General features: G+C 60.2%; 16 protein-coding genes. 1 reads left to right on the top strand and 15 read right to left on the bottom strand.

All coding sequences use genetic code 11. The features are described 5' to 3' along the window. Window positions 1-87 precede the first annotated feature (87 nt). Window positions 88-447 carry a hypothetical protein gene (locus DGO_RS22585; RefSeq protein ID WP_145975568.1) on the top strand — a complete coding sequence of 120 codons (360 nt, stop codon included), beginning with the start codon at window positions 88-90 and terminating at the stop codon, window positions 445-447. Window positions 448-1139: 692 nt separating this feature from the next. Here DGO_RS22585 and DGO_RS19995 read toward each other — a convergent pair. The 15 genes from DGO_RS19995 to DGO_RS19935 form a co-directional block, all read right to left on the bottom strand. Then, entirely contained in the window at window positions 1140-2252 is a 1113-nt protein-coding gene (locus tag DGO_RS19995; protein WP_050920993.1) for a transposase, read from the bottom strand. Window positions 2253-2309: 57 nt separating this feature from the next. Then, window positions 2310-2738: an arsenate reductase ArsC gene (locus tag DGO_RS19990; protein ID WP_014682928.1), complete on the bottom strand. Its 429-nt coding sequence runs from the start codon at window positions 2736-2738 to the stop codon at window positions 2310-2312. 26 nt (window positions 2739-2764) lie between these two features. Continuing rightward, the gene (locus DGO_RS19985) at window positions 2765-4066 is read right to left on the bottom strand and encodes an arsenic transporter (protein WP_014682927.1); all 1302 of its coding nucleotides are present in this window, start codon (window positions 4064-4066) and stop codon (window positions 2765-2767) included. 3 nt (window positions 4067-4069) lie between these two features. Further along, a complete protein-coding gene (locus tag DGO_RS19980) occupies window positions 4070-4531 on the bottom strand; it encodes an arsenate reductase ArsC (protein WP_014682926.1) in 462 nt (153 codons plus the stop codon). A 9-nt stretch (window positions 4532-4540) separates the two neighbouring features. Next, window positions 4541-4861: an ArsR/SmtB family transcription factor gene (locus tag DGO_RS19975; RefSeq protein WP_014682925.1), complete on the bottom strand. Its 321-nt coding sequence runs from the start codon at window positions 4859-4861 to the stop codon at window positions 4541-4543. 581 nt (window positions 4862-5442) lie between these two features. Beyond that, entirely contained in the window at window positions 5443-5838 is a 396-nt protein-coding gene (locus tag DGO_RS19970) for an ArsR/SmtB family transcription factor (RefSeq protein ID WP_083847434.1), read from the bottom strand. Next, window positions 5835-6401 (bottom strand): SCO family protein, encoded by a 567-nt coding sequence (locus DGO_RS19965; protein WP_050920998.1) that lies wholly within the window; start codon window positions 6399-6401, stop codon window positions 5835-5837. Before DGO_RS19965 ends, DGO_RS19970 begins: the two co-directional genes overlap by 4 nt. Window positions 6402-6492: 91 nt before the next feature. After that, entirely contained in the window at window positions 6493-7050 is a 558-nt protein-coding gene (locus DGO_RS19960) for a DUF305 domain-containing protein (protein ID WP_226991579.1), read from the bottom strand. A gap of 53 nt (window positions 7051-7103) precedes the next feature. Then, window positions 7104-7598 (bottom strand): DUF3105 domain-containing protein, encoded by a 495-nt coding sequence (locus DGO_RS19955; RefSeq protein WP_014682919.1) that lies wholly within the window; start codon window positions 7596-7598, stop codon window positions 7104-7106. Then, a complete protein-coding gene (locus DGO_RS19950) occupies window positions 7595-8107 on the bottom strand; it encodes a signal peptidase II (RefSeq protein WP_014682918.1) in 513 nt (170 codons plus the stop codon). Before DGO_RS19950 ends, DGO_RS19955 begins: the two co-directional genes overlap by 4 nt. 363 nt (window positions 8108-8470) lie before the next feature. Continuing rightward, window positions 8471-8773: a M23 family metallopeptidase gene (locus tag DGO_RS24975; RefSeq protein ID WP_420810591.1), complete on the bottom strand. Its 303-nt coding sequence runs from the start codon at window positions 8771-8773 to the stop codon at window positions 8471-8473. Between the two features lie 312 nt (window positions 8774-9085). Next, entirely contained in the window at window positions 9086-10483 is a 1398-nt protein-coding gene (lnt, locus tag DGO_RS24970) for an apolipoprotein N-acyltransferase (RefSeq protein ID WP_226991570.1), read from the bottom strand. A gap of 50 nt (window positions 10484-10533) precedes the next feature. Continuing rightward, on the bottom strand, window positions 10534-11265 hold the full coding sequence (locus tag DGO_RS19945) for a ZIP family metal transporter (RefSeq protein ID WP_014682914.1): 732 nt from the start codon (window positions 11263-11265) through the stop codon (window positions 10534-10536). Next, complete coding sequence (locus DGO_RS19940; protein WP_014682913.1) at window positions 11262-11510, bottom strand: glutaredoxin family protein; 249 nt, start codon at window positions 11508-11510, stop codon at window positions 11262-11264. Before DGO_RS19940 ends, DGO_RS19945 begins: the two co-directional genes overlap by 4 nt. Window positions 11511-11518: 8 nt before the next feature. After that, window positions 11519-13780: a heavy metal translocating P-type ATPase gene (locus tag DGO_RS19935; protein WP_014682912.1), complete on the bottom strand. Its 2262-nt coding sequence runs from the start codon at window positions 13778-13780 to the stop codon at window positions 11519-11521. Window positions 13781-13964 lie beyond the last annotated feature (184 nt).

Here is a 13964-nt window from a genome sequence, read left to right as displayed (position 1 = left end):
CCGGCCGCTACCGGTGAGCCTGCCCTGCAGTGGTCCACATCGGGTGGAACGTTGACAGAAAGGGCTGGAAAATCTAACGTCTGGACGGTGCCTGAAGTGCCTGGCGTCTACAAGGTCTCACTGCAACTGCCCGGTTTCGATCCTGTTGAGCAGACTGTGACTGTTGTTGAACCGGGAATTTATCTGGAGGGACCATGGCTCGACGGATCTTTCCAAGAGCGGCAAAAGATCCTGAAGGGTTGTGACGGTCTAACCCGGCTTTTTAGACTAGCCTTTATTGGTGTTGAGCCTCAGAAAATTATGTGGGAAGTCAACAATGGCACCCTTGAAAATGCGGAGAACGACTACCTGCGGTTCTCTCCAATCTCATGGGAGGGCGGTTTTAGAGGCATAATTGAAAACAATTCAATCCCAGAACTTACCCTCTACGACTGTTATATGACTTAAGCAATATTAAGAAACGGCTTGTGGGAATGATCTCCGCAAGCCGTCTCATTTAACACTAGGTTCTTAATACTTTCGGGGTAAATCTATGTCCAGATTGGTATTCTTAGTAATTTTTCTCATAATTAATGCAATTCTTGGTATATATACGTTGGAATATTCCAAATTCTATATAAAAACCGCTCATTTTTCTTCAGCGGAAGCTAAAAATTTAAGCTTTACAGCAAATAAGAGAAGGCAATCTATAATATGCGAAGTTTTTTACAGCTATACCGTAGAAAATAGGGATTTCACATCCTCAAAGCTGGAGCCCTGGCAAAAAGGGCTTTTTACGAATGGCAGGGAACCGGCATGTTCACTACACCACAGCAGTCATTTCATTGTTAGATACGATCCAAATTTTCCGGAGAATGCATTCCTTAAAGGCAATTTTCCTATCAATCATTTTATAATCCAATCTGTCTCTATTCTCTTTCTGATCTACTTTCTCTTCTATGACAGAAAGGGTAGGCGTTCTTCATTCCATTTTCTTTGGAATCATTAGAATAAATTTTACTTAAATTTACATAAAACTATAACAGCATCATTTTTCGATATACCTGGTAACCAGGCCATAATCCAACGATGACCTACATTATCTCTTAGAGGCTGCCAAGAACCCTATGCAAAAAGGGGCTTGACTGACATCTTGCAGTTTAGGTTGAAGGGGCAAAAAGTGCGTGCTGGAACGCGTCGAGGGCGTTCAATTCCAGTTGAAGTGCTTGACGCCGCACTTCGGGGACGAACGAGAACCGTACGGTTCTCGCCAACTCGCCCCAGTCGGGCCACCTGTCCGCTTCCCTCTCGGGCAGATCGAGGTTCTGGAGGTGGCACAGCAGGAAGGCCATCCCAGAGAGGCACCACCAGCGCATCACCCCCTGTTTGCTGTGCTGAGCAAAGCGTTCAAGTCCGAATCTCCCCTTGACTGTTTTGAAGAAGGCTTCAATGCGCCAGCGGCGTTTCCCCATGCGAGCGAGGTACTTGCCGCCCAGGTCGAGGTTGGACATGACGAAGCGTTGTTCCGGCTCGGTGTTCCGGTAGAGCCAGACCCAGGAGATGCACATGGTCTGGTCAAGCCCTATGGGCTTGACCAGACTTCCCCGGACCATCAGGTCACGGACCTGCCGCCCATCCTCGAGTTTCCGGGTGCAGCGCACCCCGACCACAATGTCCAGACCTCGTGCGAGCACGCCGCGAATGAACTCGGCACTCTCGAAGCCCCCGTCTGCATGCAGACGGGGCCGACGGTTGCCCTTCAGTAACGTGGCCGGGACGGTCCGGAGCAACTTCAGGGCGAGTTGGGCGGGGGACGCCTTGCCCTTCCCTCGCCAGATTTGAAAAGCCCAAGGGAGACGCAGTTCCCCGCAGCACAGGTACAGCACGACCAAGTGGACCCCCCGGACGCCGTGGTAGGTGTGGACCCAATCGGCCAGTTCAGCGAACTGGCCGGTCTTTTCCAAGCTCGTCAGGTCGACCAGCAGCTCCAGCCGGGGACGCTGATGGGGTGACGCTCGCCACCAGTCCTGCGCGGTCTTGAGGGCGTGCCGACGCAACACCCGGCAGAGGTGCCGGGTGTCCCAGCCTGCGTGGTTGAGAAAGCGGCTGAGGGCCGAGGGGGACTTGACCGTGGCCCGTTCCGGCAGCGGTCTGCCGGAACCATCCAACAGCAGGTCGAGGAAGACCTCGAAGGATTCCCGATGTTGCTTGCGGGAAAAGCAGGGCAGGATGTCAGAATAGAGCCGTCTGGAACGCGGTTCTTTTGGGTTCACACCCCACTATGGGGCCAAAAGTGCGTTCCAGACGGCTTTTCCCAAAACTGCAAGATGTCAGTCCACCCACCGTCGCACCTGTGCGTCGATGTCGTCCCGGACTCGGCGGAACACGCGCAGCCGCTCTTCCTCACTGCCCTCCGCCGCTGCAGGGTCTTCAAAGGGCCAGGAGGCCCGCTGGAAGGCGAAGGGGAAGATGGGACAGCGCTGTTCCGCACGGTCGCAGACGGTAATGACATGCGTGAAGTGCTGATTGAGAAAGGACGTGGTGCCTTTCGGACTCAGGTGAGTGGTGGGGAGCCCCACCTCTTCGAGGACGCGTACAGTCAAGGGATGAATGAGACCGGGTTCCAGACCGGCAGAGAGGACGTCAAAGCGGTCCCCGGCGTGGTGTTCGAGGAAGGCCTGGGCCATTTGGGAACGTGCCGTGTTTCCTGTGCAGATGAACAGGACGCGCGGCTTGCTTGAGGGGGTGTGCTGGGTCATATCCATTCTCCTGGTTCAGTAGGGAACTACAGCGAGAGGCGGAGGGCCAGGGCCAGCAACGTGATCAGCAGGACGGGCAGGGTCAGAACGATCCCAATCTTGAAATACTGACCCCACCCGATTCGAATCCCTTTCTGCGAGAGCACATGGAGCCAGAGCAGGGTGGCCAGACTCCCGATGGGCGTGATCTTGGGGCCCAGGTCGTTGCCCACCACGTTCGCGTAGACCATGCCCTGTTTGACGAGGCCGGTCGCGGTACTGTCGTCGATCGCGATGTTGCCGATCAGCACACTGGGCATGTTGTTCATCACGCTGGAAATGAGGGCCATCACGAATCCTGTGCCGAGCGTGCCGCTCCACAGCCCACCCTCAGCAAATCGGCTCAGGACGTTCCCCAGGGCGTCGGTCAGGCCAGCGTTGCGCAGGCCATATACGACAAGGTACATGCCCAGGGAGAAGATCACGATCTGCCAGGGTGCGCCGCGAAGCACCTTGCGGGTGGGGATGACCTGGCCGCGTGCCGCGACGACATACAGCAGCGCTGCGCCCAGAACGGCGACGACGCTGACGGGGACCCCGAGCTGCCCCGCAGTGAAGTACCCGACCAGGAGGAGAGCCAGCACCACCCAACCCGTCTGGAAGACGCGGCGGTCACGGATGGCGCTGTCTGGGGCATCCAGCTTCGAGGGTTCGTAGAGGCGGGGTAGATCTTGCCGGAAGTACAGGAATAGCACCGCTAGGCTGGCCAGGACGGCGGCCAGATCGACGGGGACCATGACGCTGGCGTATTTCCCGAAACTCAGGTTGAAGAAGTCGGCGGTGACGATGTTGACGAGGTTGCTGATCACCAGGGGTAGGCTGGAGCTGTCTGCGATGAAGCCCGTCGCCATGATGAACGCGAGGGTGGTCGTGGTGGAGAACCCCAGGGCCAGCAGCATGGCGAGGACGATGGGGGTCAGGATCAGGGCGGTGCCGTCGTTGGCGAAGAGGGCACTGACGACGGCGCCGAGCAAAATGACCAGCGTGAAGAGCCGGCGGCCGCTTCCGCCGCCCCAACGGGCGACGTGGAGGGCGACCCAGCGGAAGAAGCCGGCCTCGTCCAGGAGCAAGGAGATGATGATCAGCGCCACGAAGGTGATCGTGGCGTTCCAGACGATGTCCCAGACGATGGGAATGTCGGCGGTGCTGACGACACCGGTCATCAGGGCGAGGAGGGCGCCGAAGGTGGCGCTCCACCCGATGCCCAGGCCTTCCGGCTGCCACCTCAACTTGGGTTGCCAGATGACGAGGACGAGGGTCAGGAGGAAGATCAGTGCAGCGAGCAGCATGACTTACTTCGTCTCGACCGCTGGACTTTCCTCGTAGGTAGGCGGGACGTCACGGCCTTCTTTGAGGGCCTGAACGAAGGCATCGAATTGGATCTTGAGTTGATCGCGGACGGTCCGCCAGCGGTCGAGGCTGCCGCCACTCGGGTCGACGAAGGGATAGTGCCGCCGGAGGGTGTGGCCGGGATAGATGGGGCAGGCTTCGGCAGCGCTATCGCAGACCGTGACGACGTAGTCGAAGTTCTGCGCCTCGGGGACATCGTGGAGGGTTTTGCTGGTGTGGGTGGAGAGATCTAGACCCAGTTCATTCATAACGGTGAGGGCATCGGGCTTGACCCGGGTGGCTTCTGTGCCGGCGGAGTGCACGTCCAGGTCGACGCCCAGGCGATGGGCGGCGTCACGCGTGAGGGCTTCGGCCATCTGGGAGCGGGCGGAGTTGTGGGTACAGAGAATCAGGACACGCGGCATGCGCGCAAGCTAACACACCGATTTAGATTGATGTGTCAGGGGTGGAAGCTCGGGGAAAAGATCCAGCAGCAATTGACCCCCGAGGCGGAAGAAGGGCTCCCGGCTCAGGGCGTAGTACATGTTCTTGCCGCGCTGCTCGGACGTCACCAGACCCGCCTCTTTGAGGATGTTGAGGTGGTAGGAAACCTTCGACTGGGGCAGATTCAGGAGCGCTTCTAGGTCACAGACGCAGTGCTCGCCCTGAGCGAGGTGGCGGACGAGGTCATAGCGGGTGTCTTGCGCGAGCGCCTTGAGCTGGTCGAGGACGGAGGGTACGGTCAGCGTGATCATCCATCTAGTTTATTGGTTACCTTCTATCTGGGCACCTGACTGGGGACCCGATGCGCTCTGACTCTGATCAATTTTTTAGTTTGCTGGTCTGCATGCAGAATGTCTGCATCCTGAGTAGCTCTTTCGCTGATACGACCCCTCACACTGGCGATCCGTAAACGCAAGTGGGTCCACTGACCTAATTCCCACTGACCGTGATGAGGGTATTCGGTCCATCCGGTACTGCGGTGTAATACAGTTCTGCCGGCACCGAGCGGCCCAGAAAGACCGAGTAATGCTGTGGTCCACGCGTTTCATCTTCCAGCAATACATACCCAGCGCGCTTGAGCGGCCCCATCAATACCTGAGGTTGCCACCCCGGGGCCACATACTGCTCTACACGAGATAGCCCATCCTGTACTTCCTGCCGATATGTCCCAGATGTGGGGCAGCGCGGCTCCAACCCTTCAGGCAAAGGCATGAGCCCATTCCAGAGCGTGCCCGGCTGCCGGATGCAATACAGCGCTTCCGCCGCAGGCCGCCAGGTCAAGGCGGCCATGCCTAACACCAATACCAAGGCGACCACACTCCAGATCCGCCATCTACTCCCGAGCATGGTCAAGGACATTGGCGATCAACGTCGTCACATGCTGATCCAGCAACCGGTAATACACGGTCCGGCCCTCCTTCCGTGAGGCGACGCCCCGGCCTATTCGCAGCAAGCGCAACTGGTGACTGGTGGCGCTCTCGCTCAGCCGAATCACGGCCGCCAGGTCGCACACGCAGAGTTCACCCCTGGTCAGGGCACTCAGGATCTTCAGCCGATTGGCATCCCCCATGAGTTTCAGCAGGATGGTCGCGCGCGCAACGGAGGTCTCGTCCGGCAGGGCCACCCGTGCTGCAGCGACTGCCTGTGGATGCAGGCAACTCGTTTCACAGGTATCCTCAGCGTAAACAGCGGCCAGCCCTGCATTGTACCGAGCGATCCCTACCGTCACTCCAGCACCACCTGAACGTCCTGCGCGACCCGCTGCGGATTCGTCGTCAACTGCAGGTAATCCCACACCAGACGCCGGTTCCCAACACGATCCACGAGATACGTGCCCGTCGTGTGATTCACCTGATACTCCCCATCCTTCTCGTCCACATACTGATAGCCCACGCCCCACCCGGCGGCCGCCTTTGGCAACTGGGTGTCTGGGATGATCAATCCTCGAGCGCTCGCGTTGAAGTACTTCACGTACTTCTTCATCAGCGCCGGCGTGTCCCTTCTCGGATCGACAGAAACCAGCAACGTCACGAATTGTTCCCGCTGTTGCTGCGGCAACGTCTGGCGCACACGTTCCAGCGCTGCCAGGGTTGCTGGACAGTAGTTGGGACAGTGCAGAAACCCGAAGAATACGGCGACCGTCTTGCCTTTCAGATCTGCCAGCGCAAGTGGCTGCCCATTCTCTCCTGTTCCCCGCAGGTCGGGTGCAGCAGTTCCAGGGGGGTACGCGCTGCCATACAGCGGTGCGGGAGGATTCAGTCGGTTGTACAGCAGCAGTCCAGCGAGACCCACACCGACGAGGCTCGCTACCAAGGCCACCCAGCGTGTCCAGCGCCGCCAGGAGGGACCGCCCCTCCCAGTCATGCCCACGCCACTTGACCTATCAGCCATGGTCCATCTCCCCCATGTCGGCCGGCTTGGCTGGGGTGGTGGGTGGGACGACGTTCCGGGCGGCCAGGAGCGCGTCGATCGCACGCACCTCGGCTGTCTGAGAGATGGCCACATTTCGGGCGAACGTCCGCACGAGTGGGCTTTGCGCCTTGTTGAGGGCCGTGTTCGCCATGGCCACGCCCCCCAAATGATGGGCGCGCATCAGCAGGAGATACTGACGCGTCGCCTCCATGATGGGACGCTCTTCCAGACTACGCAGATCACGTGCGCTAGCCAGCCCCATCGCTGCGCGGTTCATGCCCTGCATGGGCGGTCGTGGGCCCGCCACCGGGTGTCCCCAGGCACTCAGCCACCCACTCATCTGACCGATTTGGGCTTGCTGAGTGAGGGTAATGTCCTGCGCGAGTAACCGCACGTCCACGTCTGTGGCGCGCTTGAGCAGCGTGACACTCATCTCGACCGCCTGGTCATGGTGCGCGCGCATGTCCCGGAGGAACCGGACATCGGCACTCCCTTCCGTGGGAGGCCTGGGGGTGCTGAGGAAAAAGATGCCCGCCGTGATGGCACTCCCGAGCGCCGCCGCCCCGAGGAATCCCGCGCCTCTCATTGTGTTTCGCGGTACGCCCCACTACAGGACGCGCCAGCCTCAGGCGCCGTGCCGGCCTGCTCATACTTCTGAATGAAGGCGGTCACGCGGGCATCGCTCGTGCGCTCCAACTCGAGTTGGGCATTCCAGGCGGTCATGACGATTGGGGCAGTCTGTTCCCGGCGAGGCGAAAGCAGGGTGTGCGTGCGCCCATCCAAGGCGTCTTGAAGCGCGAGCACTTCAGACTGCGGGAGGTCGGGACGATAGGTGACCCAGACCGCACCATGTTCCAGGCTATGCACGGCGTACTCCGGATACAGATCCTGGGTATACGTGCCGCAGTTCTGCCACTGGGCGTTATGGGCGCCACCGACGGGGTGAGGCTCCTTGTATGCGATCCGTCCCTCCTGATGATCACCACCCTCATAGGCGTAGGTCTTGACGCCGTCGATCGTATTAGTGGTGGCGCCACAGGCGGTGAGGAACAGGGGAATAAGCAACCATCGTTTCATAGGGTCTCCTGAGACGCCCCACGGGGACGTGTGCGGGGGAGGGTGAGGAACAAGAGGACAATGCCAGCCAAGACCAGCACGTCCGCGCCATTGAAGATGGGGAAGTTCTGACCATTCAAAACGCGGTGTAGCGTGTCGAGGAAAGGGGAGCTGAGGTAGTCCACGACAGCGCCCTGAGTTAGACCATCAGTGGCGTTACTCAGCGCGCCTGCGGCAATAAAACTGAGTGCAAGTGAGCGCGGGAGTGGATGGCCGCCCCTTGCAAGACTGACCATCAGTGCGATACCTACGAGAAGGCGCAAGAGCGCCAGGGGGAGGGTAAGCTGGTCAAGCAGTCCCCACGCCATCCCCTGGTTGAGGGTGTAAGTCAGGCTCAGTAGACCGGGCACGACGGTCTGCGGGGCTTGGCCCGGCAAGTTTTGCGTCGCCCAGCTTTTGATAAGGAGTTCTGCAGTAAGCAGTGCGCCAGTCAGGATGAGCGGCCATATTGAACGGGAGGCCCGCAGCATTTCATTACTATATCTGAGTAACTAAGCAGATATGCAGGGCGTTTGCCCTGCCTATGACTTTTCGCAGCAGGAAGTACCGTCCATCCCTCACGCAGGTCTTTTCACGACATCCTACGATTCCCTCTGACAAACTTCTGATGCCCTGAGGCGTTTGAACACAACACTGACCACAGAACGCTCTTGGCTGAGTCAGGAAAATGCCGCCGGGCTGTTCCGCTTCCATAGCCACTTTCAGCCATTGCCTCATGGCTTCGGACCGCTTCCATCACTCCAAGGCAAATCTTACACACCCTGAAAAATGTACTCATTGGATTGGCAAGCTGAAACAGGCGGCATCCCTCCGAGGTCCGTGAGCTCCTTTGGTCAGTTGAAGAGCAAATACGGGTTGACCAATACACCTGCCTGGTACATCCGGAAGTCCAGATGTGGTCCTGTGCTATTGCCCGAGCTCCCAACCTGCGCAATGGGCTGACCTGTCTTCACCCGCTGCCCAACCCGCACCAAATTTATGCGGTTGTGACTGTAGCGCGTCATGGCGCCATTGCCATGATCCACCACCACTGTCCATCCCCAGCCGCCGCTGACGTCGAACGTGGATGTCCTCACCGTACCACTCAGCGCCGACCGAATTACGGTGCCTTGACGGGCAGCCAAGTCCAGTCCCATATGAGCTGTGCTCGGGGGGGTAGTTAACCGCCCCTGCACGGGAAGGACAGCCGTCACTCGGATCCCTGTTGGCTGCAACATGGCCTGAGCGGAGGCGGGAGGTACGGTAATCGTCTGGCCAGCTGTCAGGCGTTGAGGCGTGAGGCCAGGGTTGGCATTCAGGATTGCCTGGACTGTCGTCCTGTGCTGTTTGGCTATTCCTGACACAGTGTCACCTCGTTTGACCTGTACGGTAGCAGCCAGAACCGAGGTGCAGAGGAAGACGACAAGCAATGTCGCTCGGACAAAACGTACGTTCATCGGGGGCCTACCTTAACAGCGACTTTGTCTGCATATATGAGCAACTGTTCTCATATAGAGACAAACCAGGATCAATCCCAATGCAGCGCCCCATACGACCCATCCCGGCCACTGCACACTCAGCGTGCGGCCCTCGCGCAGGTCAAACACCACGGGTAAGGTCCCTGGAGTAAACCGGACCAGTCGCCTTCTCACCCGCCCCTGCGGATCCACTACCGCCGTAATCCCATCGTTGCCCACGCGTAACCACCACCGGCGGGTCTCCACCGCCCGTACCCGCCCCATCTGGAAGTGCTGTTCTGCGCCTCGGGACGATCCGAACCATGCATCATTCGACGGTGTCACCAGTACATTCGCGCCCCGTGCGACCAGTTCACGCGCCTGCGAAGCAAACACCGACTCATAACAGATCAGCACTCCGGCCCGGAGATCACCAAGCTGTAACGGTTGAGTCACATGACCCGGCACCCGACCCACCAGATCAGGCAAACCCAGCCAGCGGAATATGGTGCGGTACGCCCCCGGCCATCTCGCCTGACCTGGAAAGAACTCTCCAAACGGGACCAGATGCACCTTGTCCTGCCGCCCCTCCATTGCATTCCCTTGCACCAGGAAGACGGAGTTCTTGGGCGTTGTTCCCCCCTCTGAGGCCCCAAGTAGCACTGCTGCCTTCACGGGAACTTGGAGACCCGCTGGGGGAGGCCACGACACAGCCGCTTCCGGCCAGACCACCAATGTCTGTGCGGTCACCTGCGCCCCTCGGGTCAATGACCAGTACCGCTGCCACTCCCGTAAGGGATCGGCCTGTACCTTTGCCCGTGGATCCACCGCGCCCTGCACCAGGAGTGCTGAGCGAGTCCCCGGCATCTCGGGCGGCCTTGTCAGTCCGTAAGTCAAAGCGCTCGCCCACAACAACGCAATCCAGACTCCACGCCAGGACCATGCAGCCAAAGCGCTCGCCGCTCCGCCAACCAACAGTCCAAGCAACCCAACGCCGCCCCACTCTGCCACCTGTACCAATGGTGTCTCACTCAGAAAATATCCTAATCCCCCCCAAGGGAAGGCCAATGCACCTATTTCCCGCATCGCGTCTAACAACACCCAAGCCAGGGGCAAAGTCCCCAATGTCCATGAACCGGCCGCCCAGCGGGTCACGGCCACCGTACCCGCGCAGGTTAAACCCAGCAGGCCCACCAGCACGGGGAACAGCAGGCTCAGTCCCCACCCCAATGTTCCCCCGAGACTCTGAGGGAGCCAGCTGAGCATGACCCCAAACATTGCCGTTGCTACGATCCAAGTGATCCGGAATGCCTGACGAGGTGGAGCATGTGACACGGCCCGAAAGAGCAGGCTGAGTGGCAAGGGCGCCAGCCATCCTAGGGCGGACGGTGGATACAACGCACCCAGCACTGCGCCGCAGGCCGACCAGAATAGCCACCCCTGTCGGTTGAGTCGGCTGCTCAGGTCAGCAACTCCAATAGATAGAGCGCTACGAACCCTGCGAAGAACGCGGACGTAATCAACGGCGTTTCCTTCACTTCGTGCGCTTCAGTGAGCAGCTCCTCGGTCACCAGAAAGAGGAGGGCTGCCGCGCCGAACGATAGGACGATCTCCAGTGCCAGACCCGTGAGGCCTTGCAAGAGAGTACCCCCCAAGAGCGATCCCACGATCACCAAAAGGCTGAGGCCGCTGACTGTGCCGATCACACGCCCCCGAGAAGCCCCGTCCTGAACCAGACTGGACGCGACAGAGACGCCCAGGAACAAGAGTTCCAGCGTCAGTGCCACGATCAAGAGGGTACCGACCCGTGCACCAGCGGCAAAGCCAACACCAATCAGAAGCCCGTCGAGCAGCACGTCGATGCCGACCGCGACGATCAATCCCAGATTCCCGGTGGATGCGGAACGTCCCTGCGCGGTGTTCTCCAGGCGCTCAGCCCATTGCCGCACCAGCAGCATGACGGCCACACCTAATGCGAAGCCGATCACGACCCCGAGGGGTTGATGCCCCGCTGTGATTTCCGGCAGGAGTTCTCCAGCGACAACCGCGAAGACAACACCTGCCGCGAAATGTTGTACGAAACTGCGCGTTCGTTCTGCAGGGGCGTGGAATGCAGCAGCCACCCCGCCTACCACCGTGGCCGCCACCGGAATCATCGTCAGGGTCAGGATCTGTGAGAGAGGAACACTCATGCGCGCTTCTCTAATGCCGCCAGAATCCTGGGACGCTGGTCACTGAAAGGACCATAAAAGATGTGCTCGTCGATGATCGTGACCGGCGCGATCCGCACGTCCGCGCGGCGTTGCATCTCGGCCAGGGCCTGTGGGTCGCCACGCACGTTTTTCTCCGTGAACGGGGCGCCCTCATGCTGGAGAAGGCGCTTGATCGCCTCGCAATCTGCGCACTGCGGAACAGTGTAGAGCGTGATATCCGGCATGCTCGACGTTATGCGGTGCGGGGCGCAGGGGTGATGGGGGGCGTCTTGGTTGCGGCTTGACTCTTCCAACGCAGCAGTCGCAGGGCATTTGCGGTGACCAGCGCGGTGGCTCCGGTGTCAGCCAGGATGGCCATCCAGAGGTTGGTATAGCCCAACAGGGTGGTGACGAGGAAGATGGCCTTGAGCCCTAGCGCGAAGGCGATGTTGACCTTGATGTTCCCCATCGTGGCGCGGGAGAGGGCCACCAGATCAGCCACACCGGTGACGCGTTCCTGAAGCAGCGCGGCATCCGCAGTTTCCAATGCGACATCAGTGCCGCCGCCCATGGCGATGCCCACATCGCTCTGCGCCAGCGCCGGCGCGTCGTTGATGCCGTCCCCCACCATGGCCACGCCACCCTGGGTTTTCAGTTCGGCAATGAGGCGCAGTTTATCTTCGGGAAGCAGTTCGGCCTGTACGTCCAGTCCCAGGTCGCGGGCGATGGCCTGACCGGTACGGGCATTGTCTCCGGTCAACATGACCGTTTTTACACCCAGGCCGTGCAACTGTACCAGGGCGGCGCGCGCGTCGGGTCGGGGCTCGTCGCGGATGGCGATGACCCCAAGCGGCGCCTGACCATCCAGGAGCACGACAGCGGTGCGGCCTTGTTCCTCGAAAGAAGTGATGGCGCCGCTGAGCGCCGCACTCAAGGGGGCTAGGGTGTCTGCGTGGCGTGGCGAGGTCACACTGAGGGCGCGGCCTTCTACCGTAGCGGTCGCGCCTTTCCCTGGCAGGGCCTGAGCGTCTGCGGCCGGTGGCACAGTGATCTTGCTTTCCTGCGCGGCCTGGGTAATGGCTTTGGCGAGCGGGTGACTGCTGCCGGATTCGACGGCCGCCGCGAGGCGCAGCACTTCGGTGCGGTCCAGGCCTTGTCCGAGAACGTCAGTAACTTTGGGCTTCCCGGCAGTGAGGGTGCCCGTCTTGTCGAAGGCGATGGTCTTGACGCTTCCGATGGTTTCCAACGCGCCCCCGCCTTTGATAAGGAGGCCCCGGCGGGTACCGGCACTGATGGCGCTGGTGATGGACGCGGGAACGCTGAGCACCAGCGCGCAGGGGCAGCCGATCAGCAAGAGGCTGATGCCCTTGTACAGCCACTCATGCCACGTACCACCAAATGCGAGGGGCGGTATCAGGACGACCAGTGCAGATACCAGCACCACGCCTGGGGTGTACCAGCGGCTGAAGCGGTCGATGAAGCGGGCGGTGGGCGCTTTGTTGCTCTCGGCTTCCTCGACCATGTGGATGATGCGCGCGATGGTGTTGTCATTGGCCGCCTTTTCCACCTGAATGGCCAGGGTGCCGTCGGTGTTGATGCTCCCCGCAAAGACCATGTCGCCGGCACTTTTCGTCACGGGCACACTCTCACCAGTGATGGGGCTGTCGTCGAGGCTGGAGGTGCCGCGCAGGATCGTCCCGTCTGCGGGCACGCGTGCGCCGGGGTTGACTTGTACGGTCTGACCCACCTGGAGTTGGTCGGCGGGCACTTCCCGCGTGCCTGTGCCTTCGACGAGGAGCGCCGTTTTGGGGGCCAGTGCGGCGAGGGCCTGGATGCCCGCGCGGGCTCGACCAGCGGCGACGCCTTCGAGGAGTTCACCGATGGCAAAGAAGAACACCACGACGGCACCTTCAGGCGCCTCACCGATGGCGACCGCACCGATGGCCGCGAGACTGACGAGCATGTTGATGCTGAAGGGATCGCCGAGGCGGGCACTGGCGACGGCTTTCTTGGCGAGTGGCCAGACGCCCAGCAGGGTTGCGGCGATATATCCAGCGGTCGCGAAGCGGGGCTCGATAAAACCGAACAGCCAGGCGGCCAGGAGGAGAATGCCAGAGGTGACGACCAGACGACCTTGTCCGGTCCGGTACCAGGGGGTACCGGCGGGGGCAACCTCATGCGTGTGGCCAGCGTGCTCATGCTCCGCATGATCATGTCTCGTGTGATCGTCTGTTTCGGAGGTGCTGGCGACCGCTGGAGGGGATGAACGCAGCAGAGAGGGCGTATAGCCAAGGGCTTTCAGATTTTTTTCCAGGGTGGCTCGGGAGGTCTGATGCTCGTCGAGGTGCAGAGTCAAGGTTTGCTTGGTGAAGCTGGTTTTCACGCCCTCGGTTCCGGGAAGCGTGTCGACCATACGCTCGACTTTAGCGACGCAACTGGCGCAGTCCATGCCGTCCACAAAGTACGTGAGTGGCTGCGAGGGTTCGGGCAGGTCAGCCTGAGGGTAGGAAGCCATGCCTCCAGTATACCTGAGCGAGCGTTCATATGTTCAGGTATACAGTCGTAAAATTCACTTGAGATACAATTCATAGGCCTAGGGTCACCCCACGCCAGGCGCGTCATTGATCGAGTACGACGTGTGGGAATGAAGCTCCTATTCGTGGCCATACTGCTCTAGATCTGCCAGAGATGCAGGCATG

Source organism: Deinococcus gobiensis I-0, from assembly GCF_000252445.1.
GTDB lineage: Bacteria > Deinococcota > Deinococci > Deinococcales > Deinococcaceae > Deinococcus > Deinococcus gobiensis.
This window is presented reverse-complemented; position numbering and strand designations above follow the sequence as displayed.

Coding starts and splice junctions, on each gene's coding strand:
- DGO_RS19980 (WP_014682926.1), bottom strand. CDS start 4,531: ATGCCGCGTGTCCTGATTCTCTGTACCCACAACTCCGCCCGCTCCCAG.
- DGO_RS19990 (WP_014682928.1), bottom strand. CDS start 2,738: ATGACCCAGCACACCCCCTCAAGCAAGCCGCGCGTCCTGTTCATCTGC.
- DGO_RS19985 (WP_014682927.1), bottom strand. CDS start 4,066: ATGCTGCTCGCTGCACTGATCTTCCTCCTGACCCTCGTCCTCGTCATC.
- DGO_RS19935 (WP_014682912.1), bottom strand. CDS start 13,780: ATGGCTTCCTACCCTCAGGCTGACCTGCCCGAACCCTCGCAGCCACTC.
- DGO_RS19975 (WP_014682925.1), bottom strand. CDS start 4,861: ATGATCACGCTGACCGTACCCTCCGTCCTCGACCAGCTCAAGGCGCTC.
- DGO_RS19950 (WP_014682918.1), bottom strand. CDS start 8,107: ATGCTGCGGGCCTCCCGTTCAATATGGCCGCTCATCCTGACTGGCGCA.
- DGO_RS19945 (WP_014682914.1), bottom strand. CDS start 11,265: ATGAGTGTTCCTCTCTCACAGATCCTGACCCTGACGATGATTCCGGTG.
- DGO_RS19955 (WP_014682919.1), bottom strand. CDS start 7,598: ATGAAACGATGGTTGCTTATTCCCCTGTTCCTCACCGCCTGTGGCGCC.
- DGO_RS24975 (WP_420810591.1), bottom strand. CDS start 8,773: ATGGGACTGGACTTGGCTGCCCGTCAAGGCACCGTAATTCGGTCGGCG.
- DGO_RS19940 (WP_014682913.1), bottom strand. CDS start 11,510: ATGCCGGATATCACGCTCTACACTGTTCCGCAGTGCGCAGATTGCGAG.